This is a genomic window from Caballeronia sp. LZ062 (assembly GCF_031450785.1).
Lineage (GTDB): Bacteria > Pseudomonadota > Gammaproteobacteria > Burkholderiales > Burkholderiaceae > Caballeronia.
This window is the reverse complement of the sequence record NZ_JARTWB010000001.1, coordinates 1197922-1222173: the sequence shown is the minus strand read 5'-3', so window position 1 is coordinate 1222173 and position 24252 is coordinate 1197922. Positions and strand designations below refer to the sequence as shown.

Sequence of the window (24252 nt, the reverse complement as noted above, 5' to 3'; positions counted from 1 at the left end):
CACTACGATGTGGTGCTGTTTCGGCTCATCGCTCAGTAAGCGCCGCCGACGTGATGCTCCGCGACGTAATGGCCGGGCCCGACCGCGACGAGCTTCGCGACCGCCGGTTCGTCGCCTAGCTTGCGAATCGGGCTCGGAATTTCATCGGCGGCCAGGATGCGTTTCGCATGACGGCGCTCGGGATCGGCAACGGGCACTGCGCTCATCAACTTCCTCGTGTACGGATGGCGCGGCGCTTCGAACACGGCGGCGCGCGGCCCGATCTCGACGATCTGCCCGAGATACATCACCGCGACACGATGGCTCACGCGCTCGACCACGGCCATGTCGTGCGAAATAAAAAGGTAGGCGACACCGAGTTCGCGCTGCAAGTCGAGCATCAGATTGACGATCTGGGCACGCACGGAAACGTCGAGCGCGGAGACGGATTCATCGGCGATCACGACTTTCGGGTTCAGCGCGAGCGCGCGTGCAATGGCAATGCGTTGCCGCTGTCCGCCGGAAAATTCGTGCGGATAACGCTGCGCCGCTTCGGCCGGCAAGCCCACCTTTTGCAGCAGCCAGTCGACCCGCGCCTGCGCTTCCTTGCCGCTTGCGACGCCGTGGACGAGCAGCGGTTCCATCACCGAAAAGCCGACCGTGAGACGCGGGTTCAGCGACGCAAACGGGTCCTGAAAGATGAACTGAATATTACGGCGCAGCGCCTGCAATTGAGGCCCTTGCAATGCGCTTATGTCGCGTCCGTCGAATTCGATGGAACCGCTCTGGCTTTCGACGAGCCGCAGGAGCGAACGCCCCGTCGTCGATTTGCCGCAGCCCGACTCACCGACGAGCGCAAGCGTTTCCCCGCGACGCAGATCGAAGCTCACGCGTTCGACGGCATGCACCGCTGCCGTCATCCGCCCGAAAATGCCGCTTCTCACGGGAAAGCGCGTGACGAGATCGCGCACGCGCAAAATTGGCGGGCTGGTCTCATCGACGGCGGGCTGCACTTGATGCTCCACTGCCGCCGATGGCCGCAGCGCGCTTGCATCGTCGGGTGCCACGTCTACCGGTTCGACTTCGAGAATCGGGAACTTCGCGGGACGGTCCGTGCCGCGCATCGCGCCGAGCGTCGGCACGGCAGCAAGCAAAGCCATCGTATAGCCATGATTCGGTGAACGAAACACTTGTTCTGAGCGTCCCTCTTCCACTTTTTGGCCGCGATACATGACCAACACGCGGTCCGCCACTTCCGCCACCACGCCCATGTCATGCGTGATGAAGATGACCGCCATGTTCATTTCGTCCTGCAAGCCGCGCACGAGTTGCAGAATTTGCGCCTGGATGGTCACGTCGAGCGCCGTGGTCGGCTCGTCGGCGATGAGCAGCGCGGGCTTGCACGACAGCGCCATCGCGATCATCACGCGCTGGCGCATGCCGCCCGATAACTGGTGCGGATAGCGCGCGAACACGCGGCGCGATTCGGGAATGCGCACGAGATCGAGTAGCCGCAGCGCTTCGGCGCGTGCCTCTGAACGGCTCTTGTTCTGATGCAGCGCAATCGCCTCCGCGATCTGGTCGCCCACGGTGAAGACCGGATTGAGCGATGTCATCGGCTCCTGAAAGATCATCGCGATATCCGCGCCGCGCACGCCGCGCATGGTCGCCGACGACGCGCGCGCGAGGTCGAGCACATGCCCGTTGCGCCGCCGCAGCGCGATGCTGCCCGATGCGATCACGCCGCCGCCATGCTCGACGAGGCGCATCAGCGCGAGCGAAGTCACCGATTTTCCCGATCCCGATTCACCGACGATAGCGAGCGTTTCGCCGCGCTCCACCGTGAACGAGACGTTGCGCACAGCCTCGACGGTCCGAGCGCGCGAGCGGAACGTGACGGACAAATCGCGCACGTCGATCACGCGCGAATCCGGCAAGATCGGCGCCGCGCTCATGATCGGTAGATGGCCGTGACCGCCTGCTCGCCCACCCGCGCGAAGCCGCGATACATGCCTTCGGTGTTGAACGGCAGCGTGACGTTGCCGCGTGCATCGACGGCGATCAGACCGCCGCGTCCGTCGATACGCGGCAGCTTATTCATCACGACGTCTTCGGCGGCCGCCGCGAGCGTCAATCCGCGATATTCCATCTGCGCAGAGACGTCGTAGGCCGCAAGCATACGGATATACATCTCGCCGGTGCCGGTGGTCGAGACCGCGCAGGTCGCGTCGTTCGCGTAGCAGCCCGCGCCGATCAACGGCGCATCGCCGACACGGCCGGCCTGCTTGTTCGTCATGCCGCCCGTGGATGTCGCCGCCGCGAGATGGCCGTGCGCATCCAGCGCGACCGCGCCGACCGTGCCGAATTTCTTCCTGGGATCGATGGGATCGTCCTCGCCTGTCTGTTGTACCCGTGCGGCTCGTGTTGCGGCATCGTGATCCAGCAGCGTGCCCTGCGTGCCGCGGGCGTTCAGCCATTGCTGATAGCGCGCGTCGGTATGAAAGTACGACGGATCGACGAATTCCAGCCCCTGCGCCTCTGCGAACGCCTCCGCGCCGGCAGCGGTGAACATCACATGATCGCTCACGTCGAGCACGCGGCGCGCGGCAAGCACGGGGTTTTTCACGCGCGTCACGCAACTGATCGCGCCGGCGTCGAGCGTCGCGCCGTCCATGATCGACGCATCGAGTTCGTGCGTGCCTGCGGCAGTGAACACCGCGCCGTGGCCCGCATTGAAGAGCGGACAGTCTTCCAGCAGACGCACGGCCTCTGTCACGGCATCGAGCGCGCTGCCGCCATCGGCAAGCACGCGCTGTCCCGCGCGCAGGATGTCGCCGAGCGCGGCGTGGTAGCGCGTTTCGGCGTCGGTGCTCATGGCGGAACGCAGGATCGTGCCCGCGCCGCCGTGGATGGCGATGACTGGAATGGCGCTCATGTCTCGCGCGGCTCCGTGTGAGTGTGGCGTTTGGCGGATGCGCGACGCGGCGCGTGCGCTGAAGTGGCGGGCGCAGTGGCTGTCGCGCCGCTCAATATCGGCGGTGCGACAAGCCACGGCAGCACGAATTCGGTGAGGCCGGATGCTGCTTCCACCGAGCGATTCGCGCGATGCGCAACCGCGTCGCAAAGCGCTTCGATCACGGCGAGCACCGCCGTATCGCAATTGGCGGCGAGCCTGCGCTCGGCGCGGATCGTGAGCACGAGATCCGCAATGCACGCGAGCGGCGACGCACCGCTGTCCGTGAGCGCGACGACGCGCACGCCGCGTTGCTGCGCCTGCCGCGCGAGCGCAATGGTGTCGTCGACATAGCGCGGAAAGGCGATCGCCACGAGCACGTCATCGCGCGATGCCGTGAAGAGCCGCCGCGCCGCGTGCGACGGCCCGCCATGAAGCGCGAGCGACTGCACGTTGGCGCAATACGGCGTGAGGCCGTGCTCCATCAGGCCCGCGAGAAAGGCGCTCGCGCCGTAGCCGAGCACGAACACGCGGCGCGCTTCGAGAATGGCATCGACGAGCGATTCGGCCTTCGCGGCATCGACGGATGTTTGGGCGAGACGCACGTTCGCCGCAGCCTGCGCGAGCGACGCCTCGAAGACTTCCGCGCCGCTCGCAGGCGATTCCAGCGACGAGCGCAGGCGTTCGACCGGCGCGATGGTCGCTTCGAAACCGCGCACGAGCGCCTCGCGAAACGCGGGATAGCCGGCGAAACCGAGCGCCCTCGCGAAGCGGTTCGCGGTCGCGATGGACGCGCCGACGGCGTCGGCCAGTTCGTCGATCCGCATGGTCGCCGAGCGGAACAGGTTTGCGAGCACGAACGCGCCCATGCGCTGATGAATCGGCGTGAGCATCGGCATGGCGGCGGCGATGCGCGTCGAAATCAGCTCATCGGCAGGCGCGGGCGGAACGACCGGTGGACGGCGGGACATACGCGGCGGCAGGCAGCTCGGAAGTCGCGGTGAAAGTATGTTTACCCAAAACAGTCGCCGAAAAAAATTCATTTTCATCGAACTGGGGTTTTCGATAAGCGGCGCACGTGCCTCCGACGAGCCGTGCGCGTTCATGCACAATACGGGACGCATCGCTTCTTCCGCCCCTTTCGCATGAATCTCGACTGGCTTCCGAACACGCTCCAGCAGCATCTTCCGACGCAGCCATGGGCGCAACTGCTCCTCGGGCTCGTGGCGCTTTTCGTCATCGCCGAGTTCGCGCAATGGGTCGTCGCACGCGTGCTGCTGCGCATCGCTCATCGGCTGCTGGTGCTCGCCGGGCACGTGGCGTGGGACAAGGCGTTCATCCGGCATCGCGCCTATCACCGGCTCTGGTATGCGGCGCCGTTCGCGGTCGTCGCGCTCGGCATCGGCGAAGTGCCGCATATCGGGCAATGGGCGACGGCCGTGGAGCGCCTCGCGCACGGTGCGGCGTGGGTTTGCGTGTTTCTCGCGACGGGCAGCGCGCTTTCGGCGTGGCAGGACGTCTACGCCGAGAGCAAGGAAGCGCAGACACGCTCCATCAAAGGCTACATCCAGATCGGCAAGCTCGCGCTCGCGTTGATTTGCTTCGTGCTGGTGCTCTCGATACTCATCAACCGTTCGCCGCTTTGGATGCTCTCCGGGCTCGGCGCGCTTTCCGCGGTGCTGCTGCTCGTGTTCAAGGACACGCTGTTGTCGCTCGTCGCGAGCACCCAGCTCACGTCGAACGACATGCTGCGCATTGGCGACTGGATCGAGATGCCGCAAGCTCTGGCCGACGGCGCGGTGAAGGACATCGCGCTGCATACGGTGAAGGTCCAGAACTGGGACAACACCGTTACGACGGTGCCGACCTATAAGCTCTTCTCCGAGAGCTATCGCAACTATCGGCACATGTTCGAATCGGGCGGGCGGCGCATCAAGCGGACCATGCGCATCGACGCCCAATGCGTGCGCTTTCTCACCGATGAGGAAACGCAACACATGATGCGCTTTCGCCTGCTGCACGATTACCTGCTGCAAAAGCAGACGGAAGTCGAACAGGCCAACCGCAATCTCGGCGAACTCGCGGCGGAGCCCGCGAATCGGCGGCGGCTCACGAACATCGGCACATTCCGCGAGTACGGGCTCGCTTATCTGAAGCATCATCCGGAGATACGGCAGGACATGGCGATCATGGTTCGCATGATGGAACCGGAATCGCAAGGCATTCCAGTCGAGGTCTACTGTTTCACCGCGACGACTGCGTGGACGCAGTACGAGCGCATTCAGGGCGACGTATTCGATCATCTGCTCGCGATTCTTCCCGAGATGGGCCTGCGGCTCTATCAGGCGCCTTCGGGCAGCGACTTCGCGGGCGTCGCAGGACGCCTGCGCGGCGAGATGCCGACGCTCTGACGCGTCGCGGTTGCCGGAAGAATCAGGCAAGAATCGTCCAGTTTTGTGTATTCACGCATCGGGCGCCGGTCATTACGATGTGACCATTCGCCGATGCGTCTCCGCTTGCCCTGCGCCTGCGCATCGCCCTCCATCGCGAACAAGGAAAAACCACGTGATCGATCGCGTCCATGCCATGCGTGTCTTTACGCGTGTCGTCGATACGAACAGCTTCACGCGCGCTGCCGAATCGCTCGGCATGCCGCGTGCAAGCGTCTCGACGACCGTGCAACAACTCGAAGCGCTCGTCGGCGTGCAACTGCTCGCACGCACGACGCGGCGCCTGAACCTGACTGTCGACGGCGCGGCCTACTACGAACGCTGCGCGCAGATCCTCGCCGACATCGACGAACTCGAATCCGGCTTCGGCGCGGGCGAAGAGCGCCTGCGCGGACGGCTGCGCGTCGAAATGCCGGACACGGTTGCGACGTCCATCGTCGTGCCCGCGCTGCCGGAATTTCACGCGCGTTATCCGCAGATCGAGCTGTCGATCGGCATCGGCATCCGCAATGTCGATCTCGTCGGCGAAGGCGTCGATTGCAGCATTCAGCTCGGTGAATTGCCCGATTCGGGTTTGATCGCGCGGCGGCTCGGCGTGCTCGAACAGGTCACGTGCGCCAGTTCCGCCTATCTCGAGAAGCACGGCACGCCGACGAGCCTCGACGAGCTCGCGCAGCATGTCGCGGTGAATTGCGTGCCGGCGAAGAGCGGCCGCCCTGCGGACTTCGAGTTCGACGTGGATGGCAAGCCTTTCACCGTGAGCATGCGCGGTTTCGTGCAGGTTGCCGATGAGCACGCGTACCTCGCGTGCGGGCTCGAAGGGCTCGGCCTGATTCAGCCGCTCTCCATCGCGGCGCAGCCCTATCTGCGCTCCGGGCAACTGCGCGAGGTCCTCCCGCAATGGAAATCGCCGCCGCTGAAGGTGTCGGTCGCGTTCCTGAAGAGCCGGCAGGCGACGCCGCGCGTCTCGGCTTTCGTGGAATGGCTCGCGCAATTGTTCGAGCGATCGCAACAGATGGACGACACGCTCACGAGCCTCTATCGCGCGGCACGGCGGCGGCCCGAGGAGACGGCCGACGCCTGAGCCTCCGGTCCCGGTCTAGCGGACGGGCGTGGCTGCGTCCTCGCCCACTACGGTATTCCACTTGCGCACTTCCCAGCGTTCCACGAGCTGGTTGATCACATACGGATCGTTACGCGCGAACGTTTCGGCGGCGGCCGGCGAGTCGCCTTGGAACAGTAGCATCGCGCGATCCGCGGGCGCATCGAGCGCGCCGGCGAGCACGATTTCTCCGCGCTCGACCGCTTCCCACGCCAGCTTGAGATGCGCATCCCGAAACTGCGCGCGGCGGTCCAGATAATCGTCGCAAAGGTGGTACACGAGCAGATAGTGCATTTCCATGCCTCCAAGAGTTTGCCGTCGCGCCATAGGCCGAACGGCTATCCGATGCAATTCTGCCCCTTTTTAGGGCGCATTTGAGATTCAATCAGAAGCGTCTGATCGTCAATCGTTACAAGATGGCACATCATGCGCGGGTACTCGGATCAGGACCCTCTCATGTATCGCGATCAACCGCCTTGCAACACCTGCGCGAAGCACGATTGCCGCGCTTGCGCGTGGACCTCGCCGCTCGACGCATCGTATAGCAAATTCATTCACGCTCATTCTGTCTTGTCGCTGCTTGCCGTCGCCGCGCGCAACCTCGAGGCAGCGGACGCGAAGCCGTCTTGGTTTGAGGCCGCGAAGACGCGCCTCGCGCGGATTTTTTCGGATTTGTCCGCGCGCTCGCACTGAAAACGAACTGTCAAGCGTTGCAAGCGCCATCTTTAATTGAGTGGCGTACGTACGGCACTTATGTAAAGAAATATCCCGACGACTTTTCAGGATACCTGCACATATAGAATGCGCACGTCATTGCGCCCGCGCTCGGCGTCATAGTAAAAGGATAGGCAGTCGATGAGTATCAATCTGGTTCAGGCGGTCAAGACCGCGATCTCCAGCGAGGTCGCGGACCAGCTATCGCAGAAGTTCGGCATCCCTGCGCAGATCGTGCAGCAATTGGCCGCGCGCACGGCGCCGGGGCTGGTTGCATCGGTCATGGACCGATCGGCCCTCGCCGACGGCGCGCGTTCCGTCTATGCCGTCATCATGTCGCCCGAGGCGAACGCCTTCGTGGCCGAGCAGTTGCGAAACGTCATCACGACGACCGCCGGCCTCAAGCATCTGGAGACGTCGGGCCACCTGCTCGCCTCCCGCGCGACCGGTCAGCGCATCGATGCGCTGACCGACGCCGTATCCGCCGAAACCGGCGTGCCCGTGCAGGCCACGTCCGCGCTCGCGGGCATGCTGTCCGCCATCATGTTCGGCATTCTCAAGCATCACTTTCTGCTATCGCAGGCGAACCTCTCGCACTTGCCTGGCTTGCTGCGCGACCAGATCGGCGAGATGCGCGCGTCGCTCACGCATCATGCCGCGAGCGCCATCGGCCTGGGGAACGTGGACGGTTTCGTAAGCAGCATCGGCGCGCGGCTCGACGCGGTGGGATCGACGCTAGATATCGCCGACGAGCTCGCCCTGCCTGCGGCCACCGTCGCGAGTCATGCTGCGCCGGCACCAACGCGAAGCACCCCGCCGGTTGTGGCGCCGCCGCCCCCGCCCGCGCCGCCCGTTCCACCCGTCTCACCTGCGCCGACGAAGTCCGCGACTATGCGGGCGCCCGTGCGCAAGCCGGCGCCGAAGCGGTCCAACAAGGCGGTATGGCTGCTGTTCGCGGTGCTGGCGGCGATTCTCGCGCTCGTGTATTACCGCGGCTTCACGCACAACCCGAGCGTCGATCTGGCTACGAGCGCGGCAACGACACCCGTATCGACGGTCGCGCAGCCGGCTTCACAGGCCGCGGCATCGATCGATACGGCTTCGACGGCAAACGCCGTTTCGGCCCCTTTCGCCGCGACCGCCGCTCCGAGCGTGGAACCCAGCGCACCGGCCGCAGCAATGAAAGACGCGCAGTTGGTATTTTCGGTCAGCGAAGCAGGCGTTCCCTCCATTCACGCGACGGTGGGCTCGGACGCCGAGAAGCAGCAACTGATTCAGGCGCTGGATCACCGCTTCGGCAAGGGCTACACCGCAGATGTCTCAGTGGCGGCGGGTACGCCCCCGGCCCCGTGGCTCGCGCAACTGAAACAACTGACGCCGCTCATGGCTGTGCCGGGCGCCGAGGCGAAGGTCGTCGGCTCCAAGGTCGAATTGAGCGGCGCTGCGGCCGACGCCAAGCTCGGATGGGCAGAGCGCCTGAAGAACTCACTCGGCGGCATGTTCCAGGTCAGTTCGTTCGACGTCGACAGCGCGGTGGCCAGTGCCACGCAGTCGTTTCGCAACGCGATGAAGACGCTCCTCGCCACCGACGACGCCTGTTCGGGCCAAAAACTGACGGCGGTGCTGGACCTGCAAGTCGTCAACTTTGGCCGGTCGAGCGCGACGGTGCCGGAAGGCGCGGCCTCGACGCTCGGTGAAACGGCGCAGTTGCTCAAGAACTGCGCGGCGAAGGGCTCAATGGTCAACCTCGAAATCGCCGGCTATTCCGACGGCGTCGGCGCGCCGCCGGCGAAGCTGGAGATGTCGAAAGAGCGCGCACAAGCCGTCCGTGCGTTCCTCGTCAAGAGCGGCGTGCCGCCGCAGTCGCTCACTGCGACGGGCTACGGCGACGCGAATCCCGTGGCCGACAATGCGACCGCAAGCGGACGCTTCGCGAACCGCCGGATCGAATTCGTCGTCAAATAAGACGGGTCAGCTTCACGACGAAATGCAAATGCCGTCACGTCCGCGTGACGGCATTTTCTTTTTGGGCAGCGAGTGCAGCGAAAGAGCGGCCGGGGCCGTTCAATTCGGCTTCGCGAAGTCGTTCTCGGCCCACCGCTCCGCGCTAGCCTTGCTCAGCTTGAACGCGGGTGAAACGCGAACATGCGCGAGTTGCGCGCCGAATGCATCCATGGCTTTGAGATCGGCGTATGGATCGTCGTCATCGGGAACGATATCGAGCGTGACCGTGATTTCCTCGCCGCGCACGTCGATGGTGACGTTCTTGTGCAGCATCGCGTGACGCTGCTGCTCATGGCGGCGCAGCACTTCGGACGCCGTCTTCACCAGTGTGCGAAACGCGGCGGCATCCAGCGGCTTGGGGTTCTTCTTGTCGCGGCCCATTGTCCAGGGACCGACGAGCGCGGGTTCCGCCTCGCCCGCCTGAATCATTTCGACGGCCCAGCCGTCGTCGTCTTCATTCTTGATCACCCGTGCTGTCCAGCCGTCGTCTTGCCAGAGCCGGTCTTCGTGAATAGGGTCGTCGGTGGGAGGAAATGCGGAGTCGGTCATCGTGCAATGTTTGTGCGTGAAGCAATGCGACGAATTCTACCCTGCTGGCTTGCGTGGCATCCGGCGTGCTACCCGTTTTGGCCGAACGGCCGATGCCGGGCACTGCCGGCAGCGTCATACTCAAACGCTACCGGCCGTGCTACTTTGAAGAGGCCGGGCCACGCCCGGACGCTACCTGCTAACACGCAGCAAATCACGTCGAGGAGCAACCGCATGCTTGCATTTATCGGTACTTTGATCGTTGGACTGGTCGTCGGTCTTATCGCACGCGCCATTAAGCCGGGCGACGACAACATGGGCTGGATCATGACCATCGTGCTCGGCATTGCCGGATCGCTGGTCGCGGGCTACGTGGGCCGGGCGCTCGGCTGGTACCAGCCCGGACAGCCCGCCGGATGGATCGCCTCGGTCATCGGCGCGATCATCCTGCTCGTCATCTATGGAATGATCCGCGGCCGTCGGGCCTGACTGCGCCGTACCGTCCGAGCCGCGCCCCGCCGCCATCGACGGGGCGTCGTCTCATTGAGTCGGCGTATCGAACGCAATCTCTTCGCCGTTTCGCACCACCCGATTCGGCAGCGCGCCGCCGAGCCAATACGCCAGTTCCGCAGGCCGATTGATTCGCCAGGCCACGAAATCGGCCGCCTTGCCCGCTTCCAGCGAGCCGTGCGAGCACTTCAAGCCGAGTGCCTGCGCCGCGTGAATCGTCACGCCGGCAAGCGCCTCCTCCGGCGTCAGCCGGAACAGCGTGCAACCCATGTTCAACATCATCCGCAGGGACAGCGCCGGCGACGTGCCCGGATTCAGGTCGCTCGCGAGGGCAATCGGCACACCGTGCCGCCGCAGTGCATCGACAGGCGGCACTTGCGTTTCGCGCAGCATGTAGAACGCGCCCGGCAACAGCACGGAGACCGTGCCGGCGCGCGCCATCGCTATGGCGTCGTCCTCCGTCATGTATTCGAGATGATCCGCCGATAAAGCCTGATACTTCGCCGCGAGCGTCGCGCCGCGCAACGACGACAACTGCTCCGCGTGCAGCTTCACCGGCACGCCCAGATTGCGCGCGGCCTGAAACACGCGCTCCACTTGCTGCGGCGAGAACGCGAGATGTTCGCAGAAGGCATCGACGGCATCGACGAGATGCTCGTCCACCAGCGCCGGCAGCATGGTTTCGCAGACATACGCGATGTAATCGTCCGCCCGCCCCGCATATTCGGCCGGCAACGCGTGCGCCGCGAGGCACGTTGTCCGCACGGTGAGCGGCAGCGTGCCGGCGAGACGCCGCGCCACGCGCAGCATCTTGCGTTCGTTCGCCAGGTCCAGACCGTAGCCCGATTTGACTTCGAGCGTCGTCACGCCATCGCGCATGAGAGCGAGCGCGCGGGACCGGGCCGCGTCGAACAATGCGTCCTCGCTCGCTTCGCGCGTCGCCCGAACCGTGCTCGCGATGCCGCCGCCGCGCGCCGCGATCTCCGCGTAGCTGGCGCCTTCCAGGCGCGCCTCGAATTCGCCGCTGCGATCGCCGCCGAAAACGAGATGCGTATGGCAATCGATCAGCCCAGGCGTCACCCAGGCGCCGCCCAAATCGATGTGCTCGCAATCCACCTCGCGCGGCGCGTCGGCGCGCGCACCGATCCACGCAATGCGCCGGGCGTCCGTCAACATCGCCGCGTCTTCGATGACCGAATACTTGCCGCCCGTCATCGTTGCCGCGTGGAAGTGATGCCAGAGCGTGCTCATCGCGCGATCATCGGCAGATCGAGGTTTTGCTCGCGCGCGCATTCGATTGCAGAGTCATAGCCGGCGTCCGCGTGGCGCATGACACCCGTCGCCGGATCGTTGTGCAGCACGCGTGCAATGCGTGCGTCGGCTTCGCGGCTGCCGTCGCAGACGATCACGACGCCAGCGTGCTGCGAAAAGCCCATGCCGACGCCGCCGCCATGGTGGATCGATACCCACGTCGCGCCGCTCGCCGTGTTCAGCAGCGCGTTCAGCAGCGGCCAGTCGGACACGGCGTCCGAGCCGTCCTTCATCGCCTCCGTTTCGCGATTCGGACTCGCGACGGACCCCGAATCCAGATGGTCCCGCCCGATCACGACCGGCGCGGACAACTCGCCGCTGCGCACCATCTCGTTGAACGCGAGGCCGAGCTTCGCCCGCTGACCCAGCCCGACCCAGCAGATGCGCGCCGGCAAGCCCTGAAAGCGGATGCGCTCGCGCGCCATGTCGAGCCAGCGATGCAAATGCGCGTCGTCGGCGATCAGTTCCTTGACCTTGGCGTCGGTCTTGTAGATGTCTTCGGGATCGCCCGACAGCGCCGCCCAGCGGAACGGCCCGACGCCGCGGCAGAACAACGGCCGGATATACGCGGGCACGAAGCCGGGGAAATCGAAGGCATTCTCGACGCCTTCATCCTTGGCCATCTGGCGGATGTTGTTGCCGTAGTCAAAGGTCGGCACGCCCTGCTCACGGAACGCGAGCATTGCGCGCACGTGTTCGGCCATCGACTGCTTCGCGGCCTTGACGGTCGCCGCCGGATCGCTTTGCGCGCGATCACGGTATTGCGTCCACGTCCAGCCTCGCGGCAAGTAGCCGTTCAGTGGGTCATGCGCGCTCGTCTGATCGGTGACGAGGTCCGGGCGCACGCCGCGCCTGACCAGCTCGGGCAGGACGTCGGCGGCGTTCGCGCACAATGCGACCGACACCGCGCGGCCCTCCGACGTGTAGCGGGCGATACGCGCGAGAGCATCGTCGAGATCGCTGGCTTGTTCATCGACATAACGCGTTTTGAGACGGAAGTCGATGCGGCTCTGCTGGCATTCAATATTCAGCGAGCACGCACCCGCGAGCGTCGCGGCGAGCGGCTGCGCGCCGCCCATCCCGCCGAGCCCGGCCGTGAGCACCCAGCGCCCCTTGAGATTGCCGCCGTAATGCTGCCGTCCCGCCTCGACGAACGTCTCATACGTGCCCTGCACGATGCCCTGACTGCCGATATAGATCCAGCTTCCCGCCGTCATCTGGCCGTACATGGCGAGACCTTTCGCGTCGAGCGCGTTGAAGTGCTCCCAGTTCGCCCAATGCGGCACCAGATTCGAATTCGCGATGAGCACGCGCGGCGCGTTCTCGTGCGTGCGAAACACGCCGACCGGCTTGCCCGACTGGATCAACAGCGTCTCGTCGGCTTCGAGCCGCTTGAGCGTCTCGACGATCTTGTCGTAGCAGGCCCAATCGCGCGCCGCCCGGCCGATGCCGCCGTAGACGACGAGTTCGTTCGGATTCTCGGCGACGTCCGGGTCCAGGTTATTCATCAACATGCGCAGCGGCGCTTCGGTCAGCCAGCTTTTCGCATTGAGCTGGGCGCCGCGCGGCGCGCGGATCTGGGTATCGCGAATACGGGAGGACGACGTCACGGTGGCTCCTGCGCTCGGGCATTGAGTGGTTCACCGCATGTTCTTGTATATACAACTTGCGTTGTATTGGGGAAATCCCGACGTCGCGCAGCGCTGCGGCAGCGCAAGCTGTATAGACAGGATGCAACGAGGATTTAAAAACGAATCGACTCCGCGATTTTTGTCCGCGTTTTTTGGCCGGTTAATGTGAGTCGCATTACGGTCAATCGAAACGACGCAACATGAGCACACTCGAAGCCTTTCACGCAATCGTCACGGACGAAAATGCGCCGCAGATCATCCGCGATCACGTCGTGGATGCGCTTCAATATGCGCTTCGCAATCAATCGGGTTATTTCACGCGAAAGGAACTGCAATGGCTCGCGCAATGGGACGACACGCGCATTCCGATTGCGGCGGAAAAGATTCTGAATGGAATGACGGCGGCGTAATCCCGGCCGCCCAGAACGCGTTGATTATCAGTGCGTGTTCATGGCGCGCGCGCGCCGCTCGAAGTCGATGGCAACGGCCTGCGCCGGCTCGGACAAACACTGCACGAAGCTGACGACCTCCGGATCTTTGACGAAGCTCGCGGCAGAGCGCGCCGCCAGAATGGCCGAGCTGTCCTGCGGCCGCGCAACGAGAAAGCCCTGCACGTAATCGACGCCGATTTCCTGCAATGCACGCAGCGTGTCGATATCCTCGACCCACTCCGCGACGCTTCGCATGCCGAGATTGCGCGCCAGCGCGACAATTGCCTCGACAATCGCGATATCCGCCGGATGCTCGCACATGGACCGCACGAATTCGCCGTCGATTTTCAGCGCATCCGCCGACAGCGACTTCAGATATTTGAACGACGTGTAGCCCGCGCCGAAATCATCGAGGGCGATCTTGCCGCCCATTTCGTGGACGCGCGCGATGAAACGCTGCGTGTTTTCGAGATCGTGCAGCGCGACGCTTTCGGTGATCTCGAGACACAAATAATGCACGACGGACGGATGCCGCGCGAAGAGCGCAAAGATGTCCTCCATGAACTGCTCGTCGTTGAGCGAGCCGCCAGACAAATTCACGCAGATGAACTGCGTGTTCTTTAGTTCGTGGCGATGCGTCTCGATCCATTCGAGCAGCGTAGAAATCACCCAGCGGTCGATAGCCGCGATGTTGCCCGACTCTTCCGCCGCGACGATAACCTTGCCGGCCGGCAGCGTGGTGCCGTCGGGCGCGCGCATCCGCAGCAGCACTTCGAAGTTCAGCGACTCATTCGGCGCGCGCAGCGACATGATCGGCTGCATCACGAGAAAGAGGCCCGGCGGCAGGCGATTGCGGCCCAGCGTCTCGACGAGTTTCAATTCTTCCGCGCGCTCCTCGAACGCCGCGGCGCCCTTGCGATACGTGACCAGATGCGTATGCGCGACCTTCTTCGCTTCGCGGCACGCGCGGTCGGCGTGGGAGAGCGCGTCCTGCACGCGCACGCCCTGCGAACATTCCACGAGTCCGATCGACGCCTTCACCTGGAATGCGCGATTGCCGACCTGGTACGGCGCGTCGCTCAGAATGGAGATCAGTTCGCGGCACTGCGCGATGGCGTCTTCGATGGACGTATCGTTCATCACGCATACGAACTCGTCGCCGCCGATGCGGCCAACGGGATAGCTGCGCGCGAAATGCGCTCGCGTGCGCGCGGCGACCTGCCGCAAGACCTCGTCGCCGCAGCGATGGCCGAAGAGATCGTTGACCAGCTTGAAGCGGTCGAGATCGACATAGGCCAGCGCCCACGGCAGCGATTCCTCGCTCTGCGCGGCGATGGCTTTCTCGACGCCGCGGCGATTCAGCGAGCCGGTGAGCGGATCGTGCTCGGCGAGAAAGCGCAAGCGCTCGACGGCCTTCGAACGTTCGGTCGTGTCCTGCAATGAACCTTCTATCCATCCGTTCGAGCGAATGGCCTTGAGCAAGTAGCGCCGCTCGCCGGTGCCGCGTTCCACCGAACCGCTCATTTCCAGTTCGCCGTCGCTGCCTTTGGACGCCAGCGCCTGCAACGCGCCCCACGCGCCCGGCTCGAAGTAATCGTGCCAGTGACGCAGCTTGTATTCGGCCTTTTGCAGATCGAGCATCGCGCGCAAGGCGGGGTTCGTGCGCACGAAGTGGCCTTTCTCATCCAGCGTGAAGAGTCCGATGGGCGTGACTTCGTACGTGTTGCGCAGTTCCATCTGCGCCTGCCGGCGGAAGTCGCGCTCGGCGCGCATCTGCTCGGCGATGGCGAACGCCGCCATCATGCTCGACGACAGGGCGGCCATGACCGTATTCACGCCGCCCAGCAGCACCTTGAGTCCGAAAGCAGCGCCCAGCACTTCCGAGAAGGTGGCGAAGAGCACGATGGCGAGCGACGCCACGTACCACAGCACCGTCCGCGAGCGGGCCATCCACACGAGGCGCACGAGGAAGAACACCAGTACGCAGATGCCGAACGCCGCGGTGATCCATAGCGTCGGGATGAAGAGCGAGTAAGGCAACGCGAGCGCCGCGGCGAGCAGCACGACGCCGACGTATTGAATGACACGCAGCAGCCATCGATAGCCGACGACCCGCAGTTCGCGACGGAACAACTGCGCAAAGAGCGCGGCGGTGAGCAGGTAGTACGCGGCGAACGTGATCTGCCGCAGCGGCATCATGAAGTCCGGCGGCAGCATGCGGCCGAGCCATTGCATGTCCCAGCCCATGGCGTTCGCGCATAACCGCAGATTGCCGACGAGCCATACCGCGAAAATCACGTAGGTCCACTCGCGATTGATGAGCGCCGTGACGAAGACGAAGACGGCGAGCGTCAGAAGGCCGCCCGCGATCAGCCCGGAGCTTTCCTGGAAGTCGAGCGCGGAACTGCGCAGGCCTTGCCACTTCCAAGCCTGCACGATGATCTGCGCCGGGCCGGAGTACGTGCCGCGGCAGAGAATGGTCTCGGGTTGCGCGAGCCGTCCCGCCTGGATGAAGAAGCCCGCCTTGACGGGGTGCATCGCGCCGCTCACCGAATCCCGGTCGGCGCGGCCGAGCGGGCGCAAGGTCGCTGCGTCCCAGCAAGCAAGCGTTTGCGCGTGACGCGACGGTAATTCCACGGCGGTCGTCAGTTCGCCCCCCATCGGCGGCGCGCTGAACGTGAACCAGATCGGCTTCTCGGAGAGATGCGTGCTGTAACGGGACACGGGCGCGGCGCCGCTCAGCGCCGTGAGTGCTTCGGCGGGCCGCAGCTGATCGCCTTCATCGGCGAGGACGCGCAGTGGCAACGGGATCGCGCCGCGCGATTCGTACTGGCGCGGCAGGAAGTAAAGCGTGGCGATCGTGCCGAGCGCGATGAGAAACGGCACGGCGTAGACGGCGACCGCGTAGAGCGCGTCGTCGATCCACGAGCCGCTTCGTTTGAATCTCGATAAGGAAGCTGGAATAACCGACGCCATACCTGGACAACCCCCGTTCACGCCGCCAGCGCCCCGCCGCGCCGGTATTGGCGAACAGCGGGACGGCAAACCGCCACCGCTGCCTTTTGGCCAACCGGACCGCGCCGGGGTCCGGTTAATTGCTTTTACCTTCGTTGGTGCATGCTGAAACGGCGACGCCATTAACGGCCATAAGCCATCAACGGTGCCTCCGGGCATCCTACCGGTTCCCAATCAAAAGATAAATCGACAGATTGCAAATCGATGTCTGGGTGATGCGTGTTCACCATATAGTTGAATAACGGATGACGCGCTTCCTCCCAACGCTGCCGCGCGACAGCCACTTCTTTCGCCAGCACTCGGTGCGGTAAACCACCGACATGCGACATCGGCAGAAACTCGTTCGCGCCGAAAACATCGCGGAAAAGCATTGCCTCGTATTCGCGGTCGAGCGGCGAACGCGCGGTGATGACCATCCAGTCGATCTCGTGCATTTCGCAGAACATCCACAACGCCTTGCATAGCGCCACCTTTACCACGCGCCCGACCATGCCGCCCGCGACACCCAGCCGCGTCGCTTCCGCAAGGCGGCTCGTCGCGAGATGATCCGGCAGCGTGATCGACTGCTCGACCGCGAGCGGTCCGTAAGCGTTCGTTTGGATGCGCATGGTGCCGAGCGGCGCGCCGTCGAGCTTCGACTCGGCGAGCAGCACGGCCGTCCCCGGATCGCGATCGGAATGTTCGATCGCCATTCTCTCTGCGAACTCGGGCAAATGCCGTCCGTAAGCAGAACGTCGAATGCTTACCGCTTTTTGCAGGCCCTCGTCATCCCGGACGATACGAATAGTAAACGGCATGCGCTCGGTTTTCTGAAGCGAGGGCACGACCGTGAGCGTCGGGCGAAGCGTGTTGTCGAATTGGTTTGCTTGTTTGACGGCGGCGTGATTGGCAAGGTCCAGACGGTCCATTTGTTAAACCCCATTTTCTCGGCGATTAGAAAGTGCCGCGTCATGAGGGCGGATTAGGTAGGTAGGACCCTCATGCGGCGTGTCGAGCCTCTCACGAAGTCAAAGAACGGGGTGCGCGCTTGCCGCTGTTACGGAGCAACTTTTGGGCTATATCGGTGGAATATGTCTTCTACAAGCGAACTTATTACCGGTAGGCATTCGATCTTGAATAAGCCAACGCCGTACGGAAATAAGATCGCGCACAAAAATGGTGAACCGGAACGAGGGCAAGGAGAAGCAAACCCCGCGCAAGAGGCAATTCGAAGAATAGCCGTCTGAATAGAAATAGGACACAACTCTTAAGCAGTCACCAAAATAAAAATAACCCACGGAAACGTTTGCTTGAGCACTTGTAAGTCGATGCGCCGCGCAAAAAAAACGCGGATGCGACCGCCGGGCCGGCATCCGCGCTTTCGCGCACGAACATCATGCGGTGTCAGTCTTCTTCGTCCAGCCAGGGAATGTCGACGTCCGTGATGAACGCGACCATCGCGAGCGGCCGTCCCTCCTGGCGGCCGAGGTTGCCGTCTGCACGCTGCCACTCGCAGCGGAACACGGTGCCCGGCGTATCGGCGAGCAGCGTGACCGTGCGGATCTCGTCCGGGTCGTTCTCCTCCACCGGGCCGTCCAGCGAGACGAGCAGTTGCTGCGGCCACACGCCGTCGGCGGGATCGTAGATCTTGTCGCCATCATGGATGACGACGTGCGCCTCGACGCCGATGGTCGCCGATGCCTCGACGATCATCTTGCCGAGCGCGCGCAGCACCGCGGTGGCGCGGCTCGAGTTGGCCTGGCGGATGGCGAGATCGCCGCGTGTCAGCGCCTGCTCGAGTTTGGGATTGGTTTTCTGTTGCGCCATCGATGTCTCTCTTGAAGTTCGCATGCAGCGTTCGACGAGCCGCGCACCGGGTTAGTTGCAGCGCGATCGTATCACCGCACCATCAAAGATAGGTCGCGGGACGTGGCCCGGCAAATCCGGCGCGCGCCCCGCACGCGCTCAAGTTCGCATCACGCACGCCGATAACGTGTTCATCCTATTTCACGTTCGTACCGCCGCCGTGCTGCCGTTCTCCGACCCGTGTGCCATCCTGTGCGCGTCCTCGTCCGCATTGCGCGACGAGCGCGCGCCGCGCGACCGCGTGGCGTGCTGATGCGGCGCGCCGAAGTCGTCGACGGCATCGCGCTCTCGACGCATGTCCAGCCCATCTTCAGCCTGCCACATCAACGCGAGATCGGCTACGAGGCGCTTCTGCGCGGAAAAAAGCTAGCAAACGACGCGCCGTTGACCGACGAGCCGCTCGTCGGCCCATTCGACCTGTTCGGCCGCGCGATCGTCGCGGGAACGGTGGCGGAGCTGGACCGCCTGAGCCATATCACGCATCTCCAGAGCGCCGCCGCCTTTCTGCCGGCTGCGCAATGGCTTTTCATCAACATGAACCCGGCAACTTTCACGGACCACGGCTACGCGCGGCAGTTCGCGGCGCGCACGCGCGAGGCCGGGCTTGCGCCGGAACAGCTCGTGATCGAGGTGCTGGAATCGGGCGGGACGGACGTCGAACGCCTTGCCGGCGCGACGCGTGCGTTTCGCGCGGAAGGCTTTCTCGTCGCGGTGGATGACTTCGGCGCTGGCCACTCCAACGTCGACCGGCTGCTGACCATGCGGCCGGACATCGTCAAGCTCGACCGCAGTCTCGTGCGTCTGCCGAACGGCCCGAAACGCACGCACCTGAGCGACTGGGTGCTGCCGAAGCTCGTCGATCTGCTTCATCAGTCGGGCATGTTCGTGGTGGCGGAAGGCATCGAGACGCGCGAGGATCTTCTGCTCGCCGCGCGGGCAAACGTGGATTTCGTGCAGGGCTATCTTCTCGGCAAGCCTGCGGAAGGGCTGTCGCCGGCCAGTGCGGCCACCGCGCTGATCGAGGAGGCGTTCGACACGCTCGCGCAGACGCGCCGCAGCGAGCGCCTGACGCGCGATCTGCTGCTGATGCCGTACCGCGCGGGCCTCGCTCAGGCGGCGCGGCGTCTGGCGGGCGGCGCGAGCGGCGAGTCCGCGTGCGCCGAAATCCTTGCGCTACCGAGCACGTTGAGCTGCTTCTTTCTCGACGAAGCCGGCCGCGAGTACATGCCCGCCTTGGCCGGCGCGTGCGCGACTCGACGCAGCGAGCGTTTCGCGCCGATTGCGGACCCGTCGAGCGGCCGCTGGGACAACCGCTCCTATTTCGTCGATGCCTGCGCGCAGCCGCAGCAGGTCATCACGTCCGCGCCGTATCTTTCGGTGACGGGCACGTCGCTGTGCGTGACGCTCGCCATCGCGATACGGCGCGGCGAGCGGACGATCGTCTCGGGAGTAGACCTGGACTGGCGGCGCCTCGACGAGGCCGCGCGCACGCCGCTGCCCTGACTGCCGGCGCTGCGCGCACTCACGCGTCCTTGACCGCTTCGCGAGCGCCTGAAATGCGCCGCCACGTTGCCCGCTTCGAAGCACTCGCGGCGTCTAGCCGAAGCCGCCCGCACGCCGCTGGCCTGACTGCCGGCGTCACGCTCGCTCACGCGTTGCGAATCGCGTCCGCAAGCGCCTGCGCGCCCGCCCGCAGCGCGACGACATTGCCCGGCTCGAAAGTCCAGTGTCCCGCGCCGCTCACGACGGCCAGCCCCGCGCCCGGCCAGTGCGCCGCGAGCGCGACCGCCTGGTCCGCCGGACACACCATGTCGAAGCGCCCGTGAACGATACGGCACGGCAGATGCGCAATGCGCGCCACGCGCGGCAGCAGCGCCTCAGGCGGCAGTTCCTGCGCCATGTAATGACGTTCGAGCAACGCCATGGAAACCGCGGCGGCATTGGCTTCGGCGCTCGGCCGCTTGTCCTCGTCGGCGGGTTCGGAGGCGGGCTTGTTGACCACCGACAGCGTCGTTTCGTACAGCGTCCAGGCGCGCGCGAGCCGTGCGCCCGCCTCGTCGAAACGCGCGAGCGGCGCCTCGGTCAGCGTCAAAATGTCCTGCGCGTTCGCCGGGCGCTGCCCGCAGGCGGCTTCGATCGCGTCGAGAAACGCGCCATGCGCATCCGGAAACACACGACGCACGTCCCACAGGAACCAGTCGATGTCCTCGCGGCGCGCGAGAAAGACGCCGCGCAGCAGAAAGCCCGTGCAGCGTTCGGGATGCGCGACCCCGTAGGCAAGGCCGAGCGTCGTGCCCCACGAACCGCCGAAGATCGCCCATCGCTCGATGCCGAGGGCAGCGCGCAACTTTTCCATGTCGCCGACAAGCGCGTCGAGCCCGTTGTGCTCCAGCTTCCCGAACGGCTTCGACTTGCCGCAGCCGCGCTGGTCGAAGAAGACGACGCGCCACGCGTCCTGATCGAGCACTTCCGCCCATTTGACGTTCATCGCCCCGCCGGGGCCGCCGTGCACGACGAGCATCGCAGGCGCATCGCGCGGACCCTGCGCGCGCCAGTAGATCGAATGTCCGTCGCCGACGTCGAGCATGCCCTCGTCGAAAGTCACCGGCAGGTCTTCCATCGCGTCATTCCTCAAAGTGTCGAACGGCGACCATTGTTGCATCCACCGGACGGCCGCGCATGAAAGCTCCCGAAAGTGCGATGCGCTATGCTTCTGCCCTTACCCGCCCTCCATCACTCCGATACCTCAAGCCCGATGCGCCGCACTCTCGTCAAGTGGCTCTTCGCTACCTATCTGCTCGGCAGCGGCACACTCTGGTCCATTCTGATCCTGCCGCTCTTTCCGTTCGTCGGCCGCAACGGACGCTACTGGCTTGCGAAGCTGTGGTGCCGCGCGATGGTCGCGATGATGCGCGTCATCGCCGGCGTGACGTGCTCCGTGGAAGGCCTGGAGCATCTGCCCGAGGGACCGTTCATCATCCTGAGTCGCCACGAATCGACGTGGGAAACGCTCGCGTTCATGGCGCTCTTCCCGCGCCGCATCAGTTTCGTTTTCAAGCGCGAATTGACGAAGATTCCGTTTTTCGGCTGGGTGCTGCGCGGACTCGATATGGTGAGCCTCGATCGCGGTTCGATCCGGCAGGCGCATCAGGCGGTCACGCGCGAATGCGCGGCGCGGCTAAAAAAAGGCGATGCGGTCGTCATTTTTCCGGAAGGCACGCGCGTTGCCCACGATGCGCCGCTCAAGCTCGCGTCCGGCGGCGTGCGGCTCGCGTGCGCGACGAAAGTGCCGGTCGTGCCTGTCGTCCATGACGCCGGGAAAGTGTGGCCCGCGAAGGGCTGGCCCGACCACGGCGGGCATATTCGCGTGATCGTCACGCCCCCGTTGCCGATGGCATGCGAGATCCCGCAGGAGTTGAACCGGCTCGCGCAGAACCAGATGGACGAGGCGCTCGCCGAACTGCGTTAGTACAGCGGGCGTTTCTTGGCTGCGCACAGCCGATTCACCGCCGAGAGCAGCGTTTCCATGTCCACCGGCTTGCGCAGGTAGCCGTCATAGCTCACGAATGCCGGCGGGTTCGGATGCCCGGAGATCATCAAGAACGGAATGTGCGCGAGCGACGCGTCGTTCTTCATCGTCTGACAGAGCAGCGCGCCGCCCAGACCGGGCATCATCCAGTCGGAAACGACGATATCTACCGTTTGCTCACCCAGTATCGACAAGGCCCGGTTGCCGTCGAACGCACATAAGACGTTGCAATCCTCTCCCTGCATGCATAAGGTCCAGGCTTCGATGGTGGTCGGGTCGTCGTCGACGAGAAGTACGGTCTTCATGGTGCGAACGGTGCGGGCATGGGTTGGATGCGAAAACGAGGGCCGGGCGGCAGCGAGTGATTGACCGTGAACGTTTGCTTTCGATGCCGCGATTCCGCCATTTCCGCCCTTTCGTCATAGTATTTTGTTCCCGCAAAACTTGCGCGGTAAATGCTGCCTGAGCAAGCAGCGGGCCGCGCGGACGCTTCGGTCATTTGCTCGCGGCGCGCGTGCGCCCGGCCTCGCGGATGGCATCGACCAGCGACTCCTCGACGGCCGTGCGGGCCGCGTCGTTGCGGCGGATGAGGCCGATGGGCTCGTCGGTGCCGGCAAACGGCATCGGAAGCGCGACCAGCAGGCCGAGCGCGATGTCGTGCTCGATCGCGCCCGCTGGCACGAACCAGACCGCGTCGTTATGAAGCGCGAGCGAGCGCCCGAGCGAGACCGACAGCGTTTCGACGAGCGCGGTGAGCGCGTGCGCGCCGAACGCGGTCAGCATGCTCTCCGCCGATTGACGGATGAGCGTGCCAAACGGCGGCACGACGATGGCAAAGCGCGTCAGCAGCGCGGGCGTCAGGGGCGTCTCGAACGCGAGCGGATGATCGCGGCGCACCGCCACCGCCAGCGGCTCGCGATAAATCTGCTCGAACGACAGCCCGTGCATGGCCTCCGGCTCCGAGAGCCGGCCGATGACCAGATCCACTTCGCCTGCCTTCAAACGGTCCAGGAGCGGCGCGTTCGAGTCCGTGTGAACGCTCAGCGACACGGCCGGCCACTGTTGCCGGAACGCGGCGAACGCGGGTGGCAGCAAAGCATTCGCGACGGTCGGCAGCACGCCGATCGACACCACGCCCGGCACGTCGCCGCGCTCGCGCAGCAGCATGTCGACGCCCTCGCGCAGCGATGCCACGCACGCACTCGCGTGCGGCGCGAAAAGCCGCCCTTCGCGCGTGGGCACCGCGCCGCGCCGCCCGCGCTCGAAGAGCCGCACGCCTAGAATGGATTCGAGTTCGCCGATGGTCTTCGAAACGGCCGGTTGCGTGATGGAGAGACTGTCGGCGGCGCGCTGCACGCTGCCGAGTTGCGTCACGGCCAGAAAACACTGCAAATGGCGGAACTTGACGCGCGTATTGGTGAAGTCCGTATCCATGAAGAGCCGTTATGGTTAGACGCACAAAACGTCATTTTCCATAACTCGGCGCGTTCGTTAAAGTAGTCGCCAGAAATATCCTATTCACGTCACATCATCAGGAGACAGTGACATGACGTCCCCCATTCTCACGCCGCGCGACTGGGAATCGCACCCGCCGTACCTGTCGCCGGGCTACCGGTCGTCGGTGTCGCGCAGTCCTTCGCTGCCGCTCATTCCGCTCAAAGAAAACCTGCGCAACCGCCGCGTGCCCGTATACGGCGCGGACGACCTCGGCATTTACGACAACGACCTCACGCGCAATGCAGCGAAGAACGGCGCGCCGCTCGGCGAGCGCATCATCGTGACAGGCCGCGTGCTGGATGAAGGCGGGCGTCCCGTGCGCAACACGCTCGTCGAAGTGTGGCAGGCGAACGCCGCCGGACGCTACGTGCACAAGGCCGACCAGCACGACGCGCCGCTCGACCCGAACTTCCTCGGCGCGGGCCGCTGCCTGACCGACGATCAGGGCCGCTACCGCTTCATGACCATCAAGCCGGGCGCGTATCCGTGGGGCAACCATCCGAACGCATGGCGGCCGAATCACATCCACTTCTCGCTCTTCGGCGAATACTTCGGCTCTCGCCTCGTCACGCAGATGTACTTCCCGGGCGACCCGCTGCTCGAACTCGATCCGATCTTCCAGGGCATTCCGGAACACGCGCGCCATCGCCTGGTTTCGCGCTTTTCCATCGACACGACGCAGGAAAACTACGCGCTCGGCTACGAATTCGACATCGTGCTGCGCGGCCCGGACGAGACCCCGACGGAGTGATC

The 24252-nt window shown here is 64.6% G+C and carries 21 protein-coding genes; 8 read left to right on the top strand and 13 right to left on the bottom strand.

Features of this window, described 5'->3' with window-relative positions; all coding sequences use genetic code 11:
• Positions 1-32 precede the first annotated feature (32 nt).
• Genes P9239_RS05575 through P9239_RS05565 form a run of 3 tightly spaced genes read right to left on the bottom strand, consistent with a single transcriptional unit; the run spans position 33 to position 3903 of the window.
• Positions 33-1934, bottom strand: a complete 1902-nt coding sequence (locus P9239_RS05575; RefSeq protein WP_309749479.1) for a dipeptide ABC transporter ATP-binding protein — start codon at positions 1932-1934, stop codon at positions 33-35.
• Positions 1931-2914 (bottom strand): isoaspartyl peptidase/L-asparaginase, encoded by a 984-nt coding sequence (locus P9239_RS05570; protein ID WP_309749478.1) that lies wholly within the window; start codon positions 2912-2914, stop codon positions 1931-1933. The genes P9239_RS05575 and P9239_RS05570 overlap by 4 nt, the downstream gene beginning before the upstream one ends.
• Complete coding sequence (locus P9239_RS05565; protein WP_309749477.1) at positions 2911-3903, bottom strand: MurR/RpiR family transcriptional regulator; 993 nt, start codon at positions 3901-3903, stop codon at positions 2911-2913. Before P9239_RS05565 ends, P9239_RS05570 begins: the two co-directional genes overlap by 4 nt.
• A 174-nt stretch (positions 3904-4077) precedes the next feature.
• On the opposite strand from P9239_RS05565, the gene P9239_RS05560 reads away from it, so the two are divergent.
• Complete coding sequence (locus P9239_RS05560; protein WP_309749476.1) at positions 4078-5343, top strand: mechanosensitive ion channel domain-containing protein; 1266 nt, start codon at positions 4078-4080, stop codon at positions 5341-5343.
• Between the two features lie 154 nt (positions 5344-5497).
• A complete protein-coding gene (locus tag P9239_RS05555; RefSeq protein WP_309749475.1) occupies positions 5498-6466 on the top strand; it encodes a LysR substrate-binding domain-containing protein in 969 nt (322 codons plus the stop codon).
• A 15-nt stretch (positions 6467-6481) separates the two neighbouring features.
• Here P9239_RS05555 and P9239_RS05550 read toward each other — a convergent pair whose 3' ends face one another.
• Entirely contained in the window at positions 6482-6778 is a 297-nt protein-coding gene (locus P9239_RS05550) for a YciI-like protein (RefSeq protein WP_309749474.1), read from the bottom strand.
• Between the two features lie 561 nt (positions 6779-7339).
• On the opposite strand from P9239_RS05550, the gene P9239_RS05545 reads away from it, so the two are divergent.
• Entirely contained in the window at positions 7340-9163 is a 1824-nt protein-coding gene (locus P9239_RS05545; protein WP_309749473.1) for an OmpA family protein, read from the top strand.
• 99 nt (positions 9164-9262) lie between these two features.
• Here the strand turns inward: P9239_RS05545 and P9239_RS05540 are convergent, their stop codons facing one another.
• Positions 9263-9751 carry a hypothetical protein gene (locus tag P9239_RS05540; protein WP_309749472.1) on the bottom strand — a complete coding sequence of 163 codons (489 nt, stop codon included), beginning with the start codon at positions 9749-9751 and terminating at the stop codon, positions 9263-9265.
• Positions 9752-9964: 213 nt separating this feature from the next.
• On the opposite strand from P9239_RS05540, the gene P9239_RS05535 reads away from it, so the two are divergent.
• On the top strand, positions 9965-10219 hold the full coding sequence (locus P9239_RS05535) for a GlsB/YeaQ/YmgE family stress response membrane protein (RefSeq protein WP_309749471.1): 255 nt from the start codon (positions 9965-9967) through the stop codon (positions 10217-10219).
• A gap of 51 nt (positions 10220-10270) precedes the next feature.
• Here P9239_RS05535 and hutI read toward each other — a convergent pair whose 3' ends face one another.
• Entirely contained in the window at positions 10271-11491 is a 1221-nt protein-coding gene (gene hutI / locus P9239_RS05530; RefSeq protein ID WP_309749470.1) for an imidazolonepropionase, read from the bottom strand.
• Positions 11488-13161, bottom strand: coding sequence for a urocanate hydratase (gene hutU, locus P9239_RS05525; protein WP_309749469.1), 1674 nt, complete (start codon positions 13159-13161; stop codon positions 11488-11490). Before hutU ends, hutI begins: the two co-directional genes overlap by 4 nt.
• 221 nt (positions 13162-13382) lie before the next feature.
• Here hutU and P9239_RS05520 point away from each other — a divergent pair, with 221 nt between their 5' ends.
• Entirely contained in the window at positions 13383-13592 is a 210-nt protein-coding gene (locus P9239_RS05520; RefSeq protein WP_309749468.1) for a hypothetical protein, read from the top strand.
• Between the two features lie 27 nt (positions 13593-13619).
• Here P9239_RS05520 and P9239_RS05515 read toward each other — a convergent pair whose 3' ends face one another.
• From P9239_RS05515 to P9239_RS05505, 3 genes are all read right to left on the bottom strand, one after another.
• The gene (locus P9239_RS05515) at positions 13620-16589 is read right to left on the bottom strand and encodes an EAL domain-containing protein (RefSeq protein WP_309749467.1); all 2970 of its coding nucleotides are present in this window, start codon (positions 16587-16589) and stop codon (positions 13620-13622) included.
• A 161-nt stretch (positions 16590-16750) separates the two neighbouring features.
• Positions 16751-17425: an N-acyl amino acid synthase FeeM domain-containing protein gene (locus P9239_RS05510; protein WP_404989710.1), complete on the bottom strand. Its 675-nt coding sequence runs from the start codon at positions 17423-17425 to the stop codon at positions 16751-16753.
• A 586-nt stretch (positions 17426-18011) separates the two neighbouring features.
• A complete protein-coding gene (locus P9239_RS05505; RefSeq protein WP_309749463.1) occupies positions 18012-18434 on the bottom strand; it encodes a hypothetical protein in 423 nt (140 codons plus the stop codon).
• Between the two features lie 291 nt (positions 18435-18725).
• Here P9239_RS05505 and P9239_RS05500 point away from each other — a divergent pair, with 291 nt between their 5' ends.
• Positions 18726-19976 (top strand): EAL domain-containing protein, encoded by a 1251-nt coding sequence (locus tag P9239_RS05500; protein WP_309749462.1) that lies wholly within the window; start codon positions 18726-18728, stop codon positions 19974-19976.
• Positions 19977-20121: 145 nt separating this feature from the next.
• Here the strand turns inward: P9239_RS05500 and pip are convergent, their stop codons facing one another.
• Complete coding sequence (gene pip / locus P9239_RS05495) at positions 20122-21093, bottom strand: prolyl aminopeptidase (protein WP_309749460.1); 972 nt, start codon at positions 21091-21093, stop codon at positions 20122-20124.
• 135 nt (positions 21094-21228) lie between these two features.
• Between pip and P9239_RS05490 the strand changes: the two genes are divergently transcribed.
• On the top strand, positions 21229-21942 hold the full coding sequence (locus P9239_RS05490; RefSeq protein ID WP_309749459.1) for a lysophospholipid acyltransferase family protein: 714 nt from the start codon (positions 21229-21231) through the stop codon (positions 21940-21942).
• On the opposite strand, the gene P9239_RS05485 is transcribed toward P9239_RS05490, so the two are convergent.
• A complete protein-coding gene (locus P9239_RS05485; protein ID WP_309749458.1) occupies positions 21939-22307 on the bottom strand; it encodes a response regulator in 369 nt (122 codons plus the stop codon). The genes P9239_RS05490 and P9239_RS05485 overlap by 4 nt on opposite strands.
• A 190-nt stretch (positions 22308-22497) precedes the next feature.
• Complete coding sequence (pcaQ, locus tag P9239_RS05480) at positions 22498-23436, bottom strand: pca operon transcription factor PcaQ (RefSeq protein WP_309749457.1); 939 nt, start codon at positions 23434-23436, stop codon at positions 22498-22500.
• 112 nt (positions 23437-23548) lie between these two features.
• Here pcaQ and pcaH point away from each other — a divergent pair, with 112 nt between their 5' ends.
• Positions 23549-24250, top strand: coding sequence for a protocatechuate 3,4-dioxygenase subunit beta (gene pcaH, locus P9239_RS05475; protein WP_309749456.1), 702 nt, complete (start codon positions 23549-23551; stop codon positions 24248-24250).
• Positions 24251-24252: the final 2 nt, after the last annotated feature.